Genomic DNA, 13,929 nt, shown 5'->3' with positions numbered 1-13,929 from the left:
AAAAAAATAACTAATTTTACGAAATTAACCTAAACAACAATAACCAATCATTGAAATAGTCATGGGAACAAAAAACAATTCCAACGGACGACTCATAGCGATCATTGCAATGTTCTTCTTGTTTGCAATGATCTCTTTTGTCACAAACTTGGCCGCCCCCATCGGCACAATCTGGGGAAATGAATTTGAAGGAAACAGTGTATTAGGCATGATGGGTAACATGATGAACTTCCTTGCCTACCTGTTTATGGGTATACCCGCCGGCAACCTTCTGGTTAAAATCGGTTACAAAAAGACCGCACTCTGGGCCATGGCCATCGGTGTAATAGGTCTTTTCGTACAGTATCTGTCAAGCATCGTCGGCACAGAGTCGCCAGTGTTCTCGATGCAGTCCACCGTCGACGAAAACGGAGTGGCCGTTGTTCGCGAATTTACAGTCCGTTGGAACTTCATAATATATCTGCTCGGCGCATTCATATGCGGTTTCTGTGTGTGCATGCTCAACACCGTGGTCAACCCCATGCTCAACCTGCTCGGCGGCGGCGGCAACAAGGGCAACCAGCTTCTCCAGACCGGAGGCGCCCTCAACTCCCTGTCAGGTACCTTGACCCCGTTCTTTGTAGGCGCGCTTATCGGCCAGCTCACAAAGTCAACCACCATGCAGGCCGTAACTCCGCTGCTGTTTATAGCCATGGGTGTGTTCGTGGCCGCATTTATCGTCATATCATTTGTGGCCATACCCGAGCCCAACCTGTCAAAAGACGGTCATAAAAGCGTCAAATACAGCCATAGCCCGTGGAACTTCCGTCATACGGTACTCGGCGTTATCGGTATATTTATATATGTAGGTATTGAGATCGGCATACCCGGAACCCTCAACTTCTATCTTGCCGACCAGAAAGGCACCGGAGCCGGAGTCATCGGCGACGCATCGACCATAGCCGGTGCTATCGTGGCCATATACTGGCTTCTCATGCTTGTAGGCCGCAGTCTTAGCGGAGCCATCAGCGGCAAGGTATCGACCCGCGCCCAGCTCATCACCGTATCGGCAGTGGCCATAGGCCTTGTCATCGGAGCCATCTTCATACCGAAATCAGTCACTGTAAGCGTGCCCTCATTTGTATACAGCGGCATCAACGGCGAGGTTGCCACCGTGCCGGTAAGCGCTTATCTGCTCATACTGTGCGGTCTGTGCACATCAGTAATGTGGGGAGGCATCTTCAACCTCGCAGTTGAGGGTCTCGGCAAGTATACAGCACAGGCTTCGGGCATCTTCATGATGATGGTCGTAGGCGGTGGCGTACTTCCGCTCATCCAGCAGTTCATAGCCAAAGAGGCCGGTTACATGACCAGCTACTGGCTCATAGTGGCATGTCTCGGCTATCTGCTCTTCTACGGACTTGTCGGCAGCAAGAATGTCAACACTGACATACCCGTGACCGAAGAGGAGCAACTCTATCTGTAAAAACCAAACTATCCAACTATTTTACCTCATAACAGTAATTCATGAATAAAGATCTGATGAACCGCGCCGCCGACAACATAAGAGTGTTGGCCGCGTCTATGGTAGAAAAAGCGAAATCGGGACATCCCGGAGGCGCTATGGGAGGCGCTGACTTTGTAAATGTCCTTTACTCATCTTTTTTAGTGACCGATCCTGACAATCCCACATGGATCGCACGCGACCGCTTCTTCCTTGATCCCGGTCACATGTCGTCGATGCTCTACGCCGTACTTGCCCTTACCGGCAAATACACTATTGACGAACTCAAAGAGTTCCGTCAGTGGGGCAGCGTGACTCCCGGACACCCCGAAGTACATCCTGAACGCGGTGTTGAAAACACTTCCGGCCCGCTCGGTCAAGGCCACGTTATGGCTGTAGGCTGCGCCATTGCCGAACGCTTCCTTCAGGCTCGCTTCGGCGACTGGATCGCCCACAAAACATACGCTTTCATCTCTGACGGCGGTGTTCAGGAAGAAATCTCACAGGGAGCAGGCCGCTTGGCCGGATACCTCGGTCTGAGCAATCTCATCATGTTCTATGACAGCAACGACATACAGCTCTCGACCGAGACCAATGCGGTGACAACAGAAGATACCGCCGCCAAATATCGCGCATGGCACTGGAACGTTATCGAAGTCGACGGCACCGACCCGCTTGCTATGGCAGGAGCGCTCGAGGCTGCCAAAGAGGAGAAAAACCGTCCTACCCTTATAATAGGCAAGACCGTGATGGGTCGCGGAGCAGTCACCGCCGACGGCGCTTCGTACGAAGGCAAATGCTCTACTCACGGCAACCCGCTCAGCAAGTCAGGAGCTTGTTACGAAAAGACAATGGAAAACCTCGGCGCAGACCCTGCCGATCCTTGGCACATATGGGAAGACGTAAAGAAGCTGTATGACGACCGTGCAGCCCTCCTCCGCGAAGAGGTAAAGGCACGCCGCGAGGCCGAAGCTGCTTGGCGCGCAGCCAATCCCGAACAGGCAGCCGTTCTTGACGGATACCTTGCCGGCAAACTTCCCGAAATAGACTGGAAGGCCATAGCACACAAACCGAACATCGCAACCCGTCAGGCTTCGGCCGACGTACTCGCCGAACTGGCCAAGAAGGTAGGCAACATGATCGTAGCATCGGCTGACCTCGCCAACTCCGACAAGACCGACGCATTCCTTAAGAATACGACTCCGCTCGCCAACGGCGACTTCACAGGCGCATTCCTTCACTGCGGTGTGGCCGAGCTTACCATGGCCGCCCTCATGAACGGTATAGCCCTCCACGGAGGTGTGATAGGCGCCTGCGGCACATTCTTCGTATTCTCCGACTACATGAAGCCGGCAGTGCGCATGGCCGCCCTCATGGAACTGCCCGTAAAATACATATGGACTCACGACGCATTCCGCGTAGGCGAAGACGGTCCTACCCACGAACCCGTGGAACAGGAAGCACAGATACGTCTTATGGAAGAGCTCCGCAACTTCAAAGGCGAGCCCAGCATGCTCGTACTCCGCCCCGGCGACGCTGCCGAGACCTCGGTATGCTGGAAGATGGCCATGGAGAACGACAAGACTCCTACCGCCCTCATCCTCAGCCGTCAGGACATACCCGACCTGCCTGCAAGCAGCGGCGACCGCTATCAGGAAGCCCTCGGCGCAGAAAAGGGAGGCTATGTGGTTGTAGACACAGCAAACCCTGCCGTAACTCTCGTAGCCAACGGCTCGGAAGTATCGCTGCTCGTGGAGGTAGCCAACCAGCTTGCCGCTGAAGGCGTTGCCGCCCGCGTTGTGTCGGTACCCTCTATCGGATTGTTCGAGTGCCAGACTGAAGCCTACCGTCACAGCGTAATTCCCGCCGACGGCAAGGTATTCGGCCTCACCGCCGGTCTGCCCTCTACTCTTCGCGGCGTAGTAGGTGCTCACGGCGAAGTATTCGGCCTCGACCACTTCGGCGCATCCGCACCTTACAAGGTACTCGACGAGAAATTCGGCTTCACCGCTCCCGCAGTGCTTGCTCTCGTCAAAGCCTACATCAAGAAATAAGCGACTCCGCTTTTATCTCACGAAGGACCGGTCATCTGCGACCGGTCCTTTTTTCATAATGACACATTCAACAACAAGATTATGGGGTTCGATATATGACTGCGTCCAACTTTAGAAATAAGAGATAAGACCTCAGCGATACGGTATATCCCCCTCGTAAATATTATGAATTGACAAAAAAACGGCAAGACCACCAATACAATGTATTCCTACCTTCTTCTTTTAAAAGGCAGATGGATATCTTACAAGAGTACGGATATTGTGTGAGCTATCAACAATGAACCGGACTACAGCAACCATCGGTTTGATTATAACGCAAACAGAGTCACTAATTCAAATTCGAGACTACCTACGTGAAGCATAGGGTCAATGTAAAAATCGGTTGTTAAATTCCACGTATGCTTGTCGGGACGGCACCACAGCGTACGGCTGCAATCCGAATGGGCTTCTGCAAAATTTCCGCACAAATGGCATTCAGGATTCACCACGACATACGGCCCTCCTGATTTACGGGCGCCATACTACTGGCGCCCCTACATTTCTGCGGGCTTCCAACAGTTCAATCGGGTTTTGCAGTTGACCCGCTATTTGCCGGGGATATCGGTCGTGAAACTTTATGTTGAGGCATTATGTTAATTTTTAAAATATTATTTTGCTCATTCACTTGCATTAAGCCGGAAAAAGTCGTAACTTTGCCGTCGCTTTTTAAAAACTTATATTAAACAACGTAATTAGTATGAACCACTACGAAACCGTTTTCATTTTAACTCCCGTTTTGTCTGATGCTCAGATGAAGGAAGCGGTAGACAAGTTCAAAGGCGTTATTACCGAAAACGCCGGAACAATTGTCAACGAAGAAAACTGGGGACTGCGCAAACTCGCCTACCCCATCCAGAAGAAGTCGACCGGCTTCTACACCCTTGTAGAATTTGATGCAAATCCTGATGTCATCAAGAAGCTCGAGACTCAGTTCCGTCGCGATGAGCGCGTATTGCGTTTCTTGACTTTCCGTCTTGACAAGTACGCTCACGAGTATGCAATCAAACGCCGCACGCTTAAAGGTGCAAAACAAAATTCACCCGTAGAAGAAAAGGAGGACTAAATCATGGCACAGGCTCAATCAGAAATTCGCTATCTCACTCCGCTTTCAGTGGACGTAAAGAAGAAAAAATATTGTCGTTTTAAGAGAAGCGGCATCAAGTATATCGACTACAAAGACCCCGAATTCCTCAAGAAGTTCCTCAACGAGCAGGGCAAATTGCTTCCCCGCCGTATCACCGGCACTTCGCTCAAGTTTCAGCGTCGTGTGGCACAGGCTGTAAAGCGCGCCCGTCACTTGGCACTGCTTCCCTACGTAACCGACTTGATGAAATAATCTTAACAACAGACAGTAATTATGAAAATTATATTGAAAGAAGACATCACCGGTTTAGGCTACAAGGACGATGTCGTTGAAGTAAAAAACGGCTACGGCCGTAACTACCTCATCCCTCAGGGCAAGGCAGTGATAGCTACTGAATCGGCTCTTAAAGTACTTGCTGAAAATCAGCGTCAGCGCGCTCACAAGCTCGCAAAAATCAAAGCCGACGCAGAAGCTTTGGCTGCAGAACTCGAAAAAGTAGCTCTTACCATCACAGCCAAGACCAGCGCCGCCGGCACCATCTTCGGCTCGGTAAACGCCGCCACTATCGCCGAGGCTCTTGAAAAACTCGGACAGAATGTTGACCGCAAGCTTATTGTCATCAAAGGCTCCATTAAAGAACCCGGCAAATATTCTTGCACCATCAACCTTCACAAGGAAGTCGCTGTTGAGCTTCCCTTCGAAGTTTTAGCTGAAGAATAATCAATTCCAAAATACTATTCATAACGTACGGGAAAACGTCGCGATGACGTTTTCCCGTTTTTCATGTCAGCGCATATCATTTAACACGGCTTTTTGCGCCGATACTTTTTTGATTGATTTCTTTTTACTATCTTAGCGGCTATTATCATCACGATTTACTACAAAAATGGCATGGTACTACATCGTATTGATGGCAGCCTACATAGGTACGATAATAAGCCTTATCGCCGTGGTGCTGTCGGAAAACCGCAATCCGGTCAAGTCATTGGCTTGGATTACGGTGTTGCTGATGGTACCCGTCTTCGGTGCGGTACTCTACATATTCTTCGGAAGAAGCCTTAAAAACACCCGCATGATAACAAGGCGCAACCGCCGCCGGCTCCGCAAGCGTGAGTCGTTCAAAAGCATCGACATAGCCTCGCTGACGCTGACTCAGGCGAGCAAACAGCAGATCAAGATGGCCCGCACTCTGAACGGGTCGATATACTACCCCGGCAACAAAATAGACATATTCACATCGGGTCGCGCCAAATTTGACGCGCTCATAGCCGACCTTCAGAACGCGCACTCATACATACATCTCGAATATTACATATTTAAAGATGACAAAATCGGCAACACCATAGCCGACATACTCATAAAAAAAGCCGGCGAAGGAGTAAAAGTAAGAATCATTTACGACCACATAGGCTCTCTGTCGACCAAAACCAAGTTTTTCAAGCGAATGTCTGATGCAGGAATAGACGTCTACCCATTTTTCAGAGTCACATTTCCGGTATTTGCAACCCGCATAAACTGGCGAAACCACCGCAAGCTCGTCATAATCGACGGAGAGACCGGCTATATCGGAGGAATGAATATAGCCGACCGATACATCGAAGGTGTGCCATATGGAGTATGGCGTGACACCCACATGCGCATAACCGGACCGGCTGTAGGCGGCCTGCAATATGCATTTGCCGTTGACTGGAGCTTCATGGGACAGTCATTGCTTGACGAGAGCGCCAATACGTCACGTCGCGACAAGCCACGCTTCAACGCCGGTATCCAGATGATGACAAGCGGCCCCACAAGCCAATGGAGCAATATAGCCATGGTATTTCAGAAAGCCATAGCCAATGCACGAAAACGCGTATTCATACAGACTCCATACTTTCTGCCCACAGAAAGTCTGCTGCGCACGCTTCAGGCGGTAGCACTCGCCAAAGTGGACGTAAGACTGATGCTGCCGGCCAAAAGCGACTCCAAAATACTTACCTATGCCTCCTACTCCTACATCATGGAGTGTATGCTTGCCGGCATAAAGGTATATCTTTATGACGCCGGCATGCTGCATGCCAAGACCGTACTCGTCGATGACGAGTTTGCCTCGGTAGGTTCGGCCAATATTGATTTCCGCAGTTTCGAACACAATTTTGAGAGCAACATCTTCATATATTCACGGGAAATCAACTCGGAACTAAGCGATATATTCTTCGATGATCTCAACAACTGTACTCGCCTGAGCACTTCAATGTGGCGCAAGCGTCCGGCATGGCAAAAGGCCAAAGAATCAATGTTCAGGCTTCTCAGTCCCGTACTGTGACAGCGTATACCGTACATCGGTGATGATAAATTTTAAGCCAAAACTATTGTATTATAAGATATTTGTATTACTTTTGTAAAAATTTGGTATAAATGGCGAGCGATTTACAGCAGACACTGCAACGTATCAGCCGTAAAACGGAGTTTTTGACCGAGCGCTACAATGAAGTGCTCCGTGGGAAAACAAGCGCTGAAGCCCGCGTCAAAGAGTTGGAACAGACCGTGACACGTCTTAATGAAGAGATAAGACAGCTTAAAAGCCGCATCGAATATCTGACCGTTGTCACAATAGCTCACCCCGACCGCCGCGACGTAGAGTCAAGCAGGGCCAAGTTAACCAAATTAGTGCGGGAAATCGACAGATGCATCTCGGAATTAAGCGAATGATGCAATGAAAGATAAACTGAATATAACCATAAAGGTAGCCGACCTTGCCCACATAGGCATGCAGGTTACCCGAAAAGACGAAGAAGCCGTAAGACTTGCCGAATACTACGTAAACCGCGTGTGGAGCAAGTGGATGGGCGACAAGCCGCAGGACAAGACGTCAAAGGACGTGTTAGGAATGGTGGCCGTACACTTTGCCAAGCTCTATGTGCTCGAACAGCGCAAAAACGAGAACACGGACGAAGTGTTGCGTAAATTCGAGGAAGAACTCGACCGGATACTGCTGAAAGTCGAATGACTCCGTCATATGGTAGAGCATATTTTTTAACGTTTAACCGCACTTACAATCGGCCTTCAGGCAGGATTGTCAGTGCATTTTTATTTTATTGTGACTAATCATTAACTCACATATCATGTACAACATTTTTATATACATCGCAGTATCGGTGATAACAGCAATTCTTGCTGTAGTGATCACCGTTATAATTCAGAAAAGATCGGCACGCACTCAAGCCAAGATAATAGTTGACGAAGCCCGTCAGGAAGCGGAAATGCTTAAACAGAAAAAAATGCTTGAAGTGCGGGAGGAAGAGCTCCAGATAAAGGCCGAGGCGGAGAAGCAGGCCAATTCACGGCTATCCAAAATACAGCAGTCGGAAGCCCGCGTAAAACAGCGCGAACTCCAGCTTAACCAGCAGCAAGGCGAACTTGCCCGCCGACGCAACGAAATCGACGCTGCAAAAGCAGGTCTTGACGCTCAGGAAGCCGCCCTTGACGATAAAAAGGTTGAACTCGACAAGCTCACACGCAGCGCTCAGGAAGCGCTTGAGCACATATCGGGGCTGTCGGCCGATGAAGCGAAAGAACGTCTTATCGAGTCACTGCGCGACGAAGCAAAAACCGCTGCAGCCGGCTATATAAACGACATAATGGATGAGGCCAAGCTGACCGCCAACAAGGAAGCCAAGCGCATAGTAGTGCAGTCGATACAGCGTGTGGCTACGGAAACCGCCATTGAAAATTCGGTAACCGTATTTCACATAGACTCCGACGACATCAAAGGCCGCATAATCGGCCGTGAAGGCCGCAACATACGAGCTCTCGAAGCTGCTACAGGCATAGAGATAATAGTCGACGACACTCCCGACGCCATCGTGCTTTCAGGCTTCGACCCCGTGCGCCGTGAGATAGCCCGTTTAGCCCTGCACCAGCTCGTTGCCGACGGACGCATCCACCCGGCACGCATCGAAGAGGTTGTGGCCAAAGTACGCAAACAAATAGAGGAAGAGATTGTGGAAACAGGAAAACGCACCACGATCGATCTCGGAATACACGGCCTGCATCCTGACCTTATAAGGCTTGTAGGAAAAATGAAGTATCGTTCGAGCTACGGACAGAACCTGCTCCAGCACTCACGCGAGACAGCCAATCTGTGTGCTATAATGGCTGCGGAACTCGGCCTTAACCCCAAGAAGGCACGCCGCGCAGGACTACTGCACGACATAGGCAAAGTGCCTGATGAAGAACCGGAACTGCCCCACGCACTACTTGGCATGAAACTGGCTGAAAAGTACAAGGAAAAGCCCGAGATATGCAATGCCATCGGTGCTCACCACGATGAAATCGAACAGACCACACTGCTCGCACCCATAGTACAGGTGTGCGACGCCATTTCGGGTGCCCGTCCCGGAGCACGCCGGGAGATAGTCGAAGCCTACCTCAAGCGTCTTAACGACCTTGAGCGTCTTGCACTCTCCTACCCCGGAGTTGTAAAGACTTATGCCTTGCAGGCCGGTCGTGAGCTGCGTGTCATAGTAGGAGCAGACAAGATCGACGATGCCGAAACCGAACGTCTGTCAGCTGAAATAGCCAAGCGTATTCAGGACGAGATGACTTATCCCGGACAAGTGAAAATAACCGTGATTCGCGAGACTCGTGCCGTAAGCGTAGCTAAATAATCAAACCGCAATTCACCGTTATGGGAAAAGAAGATAAAGACAACTGCAACCAATGCCGCAATACACCGCCGCGGGGTAAGTTGCATTGTTACAACTGGCTCGAAGACATTCCCGGCGGTTATGCCGACTTTGACATGGTCGAAGTCCAGTTCAAGAATACCCGCAAAGGCTTTTATAAAAACAGCGCCAATCTTGACCTCGCCATAGGCGATATGGTAGCGGTAGAGGCATCTCCGGGCCATGACATAGGTCAGGTGACCCTTACCGGTCAGCTTGTGGCCCTGCAGATGAAAAAAGCCAATGTAAAACCCGATGCGGAGATACGTCGTATATTTCGCAAGGCCAAACCCGCCGATCTCGAAAAATACGAGGAAGCCAAGGCCAAGGAGAACGACACAATGATACGTTCCCGGAAAATAGCCGAAAGCCTCAAACTCAACATGAAGATAGGCGACGTCGAGTATCAGGGTGACGGCAACAAAGCCATATTCTACTACATAGCCGACGAACGTGTTGACTTCAGGCAGCTTATAAAAGTCCTTGCCGAGACATTCAAGGTGCGCATTGAAATGAAGCAGATAGGAGCACGGCAGGAAGCCGGACGCATAGGCGGCATAGGTCCGTGCGGACGCCAGCTGTGCTGCGCAAGCTGGATGACCAACTTCGTATCGGTAGCCACAAGCGCCGCACGTTACCAAGACATATCGCTTAACCCGCAGAAACTCGCCGGTCAGTGCGCCAAACTCAAATGCTGTCTCAATTTTGAGGTGGACACCTATGTGGAAAGCATAAAGCGTATGCCTTCGCGTGAAATAGCACTTGAGACAGCCGACTCTACTTACTACCACTTCAAGACCGACATATTCAAACGCGAGATGACATACTCGACCGACAAGTCTGTGCCGGCCAATCTGGTGACTGTCAGCGCCGACAGAGTCTTCGACATCATCAACATGAACAAACGTGGAGAGAAGCCCGAAAAGCTCAATGTCGAAGGGTTAGAAAAGCAGAAGGAGCGCACGGAGTTTGTCGACCTCGTAGGGCAGGACAGTGTTACCCGCTTTGACAAAGCCAAGAAGAAAAAGAAAAAAGGCACTCCGTCGCAGCAGCGCGGCAATAGTCAGCCGGGACAACGCGAGAACAACGGAGGCAACAGGCCGCCGAGAAACGATCGCTCCTCCCGCGGAGACAACAACCGCCGCCAAAATCAAAATGCGCAACGCAACGGAGAGACAGGCGCACAACATAAGGAAAACAAGAAACCCACTTCACCGAAAACCGATGAATAAGCTCCTCGGAGTGTATATGACGGTGCTGTTTTCAATCGGTCTGGGAGCATGTTCTTCCCGACAGAATGACTACAGCGAATTTCGAAATCTGTCACCGTCGGGATGGATTTATGACGACACTCTGTCTTTCATCACCGATATTGCCGACTCAGTAGCCACCGGTACACTTACAGTAGCCGTACGCCATAACAACAACTATCCGTACAGCAACCTGTGGCTCGAATTGACGCGACGAAGCGGAGTTCAAACAACAAGCCGCGACACCCTTAATCTGCGGTTGGCCGACATCTATGGCCGCTGGTATGGCAACGGCTTCGGAGCCACATACCAGTACAGCGACACCGTACACGGTATCACCCGGCTGTCAAGAGGCGACACGATAACAGTAAGGCACATCATGCGACTTGATACATTGCCCGACGTTGAACAATTGGGTATCACATTCGTTTCGACAGAAAGTAATTAATTTGACATCAATCAAAATGACACTACACGCTCTTACTCCGGCAGAAGAGATAAACCTCAGGATCGCGAGGCTACAGAACGCCATAAGGACCTGCGGCATGGATGCCGTGCTTATATCCGATAATGCCAATATATATTATACATCAGGCAGGGTATTCAGCGGCTATGTATACATACCGGCAACCGGCACAGCCACATACTTCATACGCCGTCCCGAAGGCATAACCGACGATAAAGTGCAATACATCCGCAAGCCGGAGCAGATCGCAGGTCTGTTGTCGGAAGCCGGAGTCGGGCTGCCCGCAGTTATGGGATACGAGTTAAGTTCGCTTGACGTCATAAGCTACCGACGGCTTGTAAACGCATTCCCCGGAGTAACACCTGTCGACGCATCGCCTATTATAAAATCGGTACGATCGGTAAAAACCGACTTCGAACTTGAACAGTTGCGTCGATCAGGCATCAGGCATCAACACGTGTATGACCTCATACCGCGCCTATACAGAGAGGGCATGACCGACATCGAACTTCAGATCGAAATCGAGCGCGCCTCACGACTTGAAGGATGTCTGGGCATATTCCGCATTGCCGGTGACTCTATGGAGTTTTTCATGTCAAACATATTGGCGGGAGACAATGCCGACTCTCCCACTCCTTACGATTTCGCGATGGGTGGCGCGGGCCTTGACCCGTCATTGCCAGTAGGCGCCGACGGCACGGTCATAACCCCCGGCATGTCGGTGATGGTCGACTCCAACGGCAACTTCACCGGCTACATGACCGATATGACCCGAGTGTTCTCCTGTGGAAAGCTTGACGATAAAGCCATGGAGGCCCACCAATGCTCGATCGAGATATGCCGTGCTCTGGAGAAAGCGGGAAAACCCGGTACACCGGCAGCCGAACTGTATGAACTCGCCGTGTCAATTGTAGAGCGACACGGTCTCGAACGTTACTTCATGGGACATAAGCAGAAAGCAGGCTTTATAGGACACGGGGTAGGTATCGAGATAAACGAGCTGCCCGTCATTGCCCCACGCAGCCGTGACATACTCGCAGAGCACAATGTCATAGCACTGGAACCGAAGTTTGTAATTCCACATGTAGGCGCTGTAGGCGTAGAAAACACATATATCGTGACATCCGGCGGTCTTGAACGCATCACCGATGCTCCTGAACAGATCATTGACTTGATATAATAAAATTTCTGCCAGATGCTGATTGCCGACAAAATAGATTCTCCGGTATTTCACACCGTAGCCTCGGTGGCCGACAGCATGTCGCGTCCCTGCTACGTCGTGGGCGGATATGTGCGCGACCTCTTTCTTCACCGTCACTCCAAGGATATTGACTTCGTTACGGTAGGAAGCGGCATCGAGGTTGCCGAAGCCGTAGCGCATAGACTTGGCAAAGGCTCGCACTGCAGCGTGTTCAGAAACTTCGGCACAGCTCAGGTCAAACACGGTGGCATAGAACTCGAGTTTGTAGGCGCACGACGTGAGTCATACAGCCATGACAGCCGCAAACCCGTAGTGGAAGACGGCACTCTCGACGATGACCTTGCCCGGCGCGACTTCACCATAAACGCCATGGCTGTATGTGTAAATGCCGACAACTTCGGTCAGCTTATAGACCCGTACGACGGCATAGGTGATTTGGACCGCCAGATTATACGCACACCGCTTGACCCTGACATAACATTCAGCGACGATCCACTGCGCATGATGAGGGCCATCCGTTTTGCCACACAGCTCGGCTTCACAATATATGACGATACATTTGACGCCATAGCCCGCAACGCCGGACGCATAAATATCATATCGCGCGAGCGCATAGCCGACGAACTGATGAAGATCATGGCTTCGCCCGTACCCTCGATCGGATGGGAACTGCTCGAAGCATGCGGTCTGTTAAGCTATATAATGCCTGAACTCCATGCGATGAAAGGGGTTGAGATTATAAACGGCCGCGGGCATAAGGACAATTTCCAGCACACGCTCACCGTGGTCGACAACGTAGCCCGCAAAAACGACAATGTATGGCTGCGATGGGCCGCGCTTCTCCATGACATAGCCAAGCCCGTCACAAAGCGCTGGGACCAGAAAACCGGATGGACCTTTCACAATCACAACTTCATAGGAGCAAAAATGGTGCCCCGCATATTTCGCGCCATGAGGCTGCCGCTTAACGAGAAAATGAAGTACGTGCAGAAGTTAGTCGAGCTGCACATGCGCCCCATAGCCCTTGTCGAGGACGAAGTCACCGACTCTGCCGTACGCCGCCTCCTATTTGATGCCGGCGACGACATCGAGGACCTCATGATACTGTGTGAAGCCGATATCACCTCCAAGAATCAAGAAAAGGTGCGGCGCTTCCTCGACAACTTCGTACTCGTACGTAAAAAGATGGAGGAGCTTGAGGAAAAAGACCGCATTCGCAACTTCCAGCCGCCGGTATCAGGCGAAGAAATAATGTCGTTCTTCGGTCTTGGCCCGTCGCGCGAGGTAGGCGTAATAAAGGAGCGCATCAAAAATGCCATACTTGACGGAAGCATCCCCAACGAACGCGAGGCTGCACTCACCTACATGCACAAAGTGGCCTTGGAGCTCGGTCTATCCGCCAACTAAAGCATCGACTTTCAAAAACGGACACAAAGCTGAAAAGGCTCCATAAGACCGCCACTGCACCTGTCGCCATACTTGACCAGATCAGGAGCCCACGCCGAACCTTTGAAATCATGGGTCAGCGGATTTTCCCGGTGGGTGGTAAGATGTCAAGAGTATAATGTGGCCAGTCTGAACATGAAGAATTTAATGTCACTGACTCCCCTGAATTGGGTACGGAATGCTTTTATCTTTGCGTTGAA

The 13,929-nt window shown here is 50.8% G+C and carries 13 protein-coding genes and 1 pseudogene; 13 read left to right on the top strand and 1 reads right to left on the bottom strand.

The annotated features are described in order from the left end of the window. Nucleotides 1-61 precede the first annotated feature (61 nt). The 13 genes from FW767_RS09690 to FW767_RS09630 all read left to right on the top strand — a co-directional run bounded on the left by FW767_RS09690 (nt 62) and on the right by FW767_RS09630 (nt 13,690). A complete protein-coding gene (locus FW767_RS09690) occupies nt 62-1,465 on the top strand; it encodes an MFS transporter (protein WP_121699894.1) in 1,404 nt (467 codons plus the stop codon). Nucleotides 1,466-1,506: 41 nt separating this feature from the next. Continuing rightward, the gene (locus tag FW767_RS09685) at nt 1,507-3,537 is read left to right on the top strand and encodes a transketolase family protein (protein ID WP_121699895.1); all 2,031 of its coding nucleotides are present in this window, start codon (nt 1,507-1,509) and stop codon (nt 3,535-3,537) included. Nucleotides 3,538-4,273: 736 nt separating this feature from the next. Further along, on the top strand, nt 4,274-4,639 hold the full coding sequence (gene rpsF, locus FW767_RS09680; protein WP_121699896.1) for a 30S ribosomal protein S6: 366 nt from the start codon (nt 4,274-4,276) through the stop codon (nt 4,637-4,639). 3 nt (nt 4,640-4,642) lie between these two features. After that, nucleotides 4,643-4,912: a 30S ribosomal protein S18 gene (gene rpsR, locus FW767_RS09675; RefSeq protein ID WP_068961324.1), complete on the top strand. Its 270-nt coding sequence runs from the start codon at nt 4,643-4,645 to the stop codon at nt 4,910-4,912. A 21-nt stretch (nt 4,913-4,933) separates the two neighbouring features. Next, nucleotides 4,934-5,380 (top strand): 50S ribosomal protein L9, encoded by a 447-nt coding sequence (gene rplI, locus FW767_RS09670; protein WP_121699897.1) that lies wholly within the window; start codon nt 4,934-4,936, stop codon nt 5,378-5,380. Between the two features lie 166 nt (nt 5,381-5,546). Further along, nucleotides 5,547-6,965, top strand: coding sequence for a cardiolipin synthase (cls, locus tag FW767_RS09665; RefSeq protein ID WP_121699898.1), 1,419 nt, complete (start codon nt 5,547-5,549; stop codon nt 6,963-6,965). Nucleotides 6,966-7,057: 92 nt separating this feature from the next. Then, entirely contained in the window at nt 7,058-7,351 is a 294-nt protein-coding gene (locus tag FW767_RS09660; RefSeq protein ID WP_121699899.1) for a hypothetical protein, read from the top strand. A gap of 4 nt (nt 7,352-7,355) precedes the next feature. Next, nucleotides 7,356-7,649 carry a cell division protein ZapA gene (gene zapA, locus FW767_RS09655; protein WP_121699900.1) on the top strand — a complete coding sequence of 98 codons (294 nt, stop codon included), beginning with the start codon at nt 7,356-7,358 and terminating at the stop codon, nt 7,647-7,649. Nucleotides 7,650-7,764: 115 nt separating this feature from the next. Next, the gene (gene rny, locus FW767_RS09650; protein ID WP_121699901.1) at nt 7,765-9,309 is read left to right on the top strand and encodes a ribonuclease Y; all 1,545 of its coding nucleotides are present in this window, start codon (nt 7,765-7,767) and stop codon (nt 9,307-9,309) included. 20 nt (nt 9,310-9,329) lie between these two features. Further along, the gene (ricT, locus tag FW767_RS09645) at nt 9,330-10,598 is read left to right on the top strand and encodes a PSP1 domain-containing protein (protein WP_121699902.1); all 1,269 of its coding nucleotides are present in this window, start codon (nt 9,330-9,332) and stop codon (nt 10,596-10,598) included. Beyond that, nucleotides 10,591-11,064: a gliding motility lipoprotein GldH gene (locus FW767_RS09640; protein ID WP_205523887.1), complete on the top strand. Its 474-nt coding sequence runs from the start codon at nt 10,591-10,593 to the stop codon at nt 11,062-11,064. Before ricT ends, FW767_RS09640 begins: the two co-directional genes overlap by 8 nt. A gap of 16 nt (nt 11,065-11,080) precedes the next feature. Continuing rightward, a complete protein-coding gene (locus FW767_RS09635; protein WP_121699904.1) occupies nt 11,081-12,262 on the top strand; it encodes a M24 family metallopeptidase in 1,182 nt (393 codons plus the stop codon). A 15-nt stretch (nt 12,263-12,277) separates the two neighbouring features. Next, complete coding sequence (locus FW767_RS09630) at nt 12,278-13,690, top strand: CCA tRNA nucleotidyltransferase (protein WP_121699905.1); 1,413 nt, start codon at nt 12,278-12,280, stop codon at nt 13,688-13,690. 146 nt (nt 13,691-13,836) lie between these two features. Here FW767_RS09630 and FW767_RS13330 read toward each other — a convergent pair. Further along, nucleotides 13,837-13,929 (bottom strand): annotated as a pseudogene (locus FW767_RS13330) (transposase); the annotation flags it as partial.

Source organism: Heminiphilus faecis (genome assembly GCF_008728965.1).
GTDB classification, from domain to species: domain Bacteria; phylum Bacteroidota; class Bacteroidia; order Bacteroidales; family Muribaculaceae; genus Muribaculum; species Muribaculum faecis.
The sequence above is the reverse complement of the archived record's forward strand: the minus strand, read 5'-3'. Positions and strand labels throughout refer to the sequence as shown.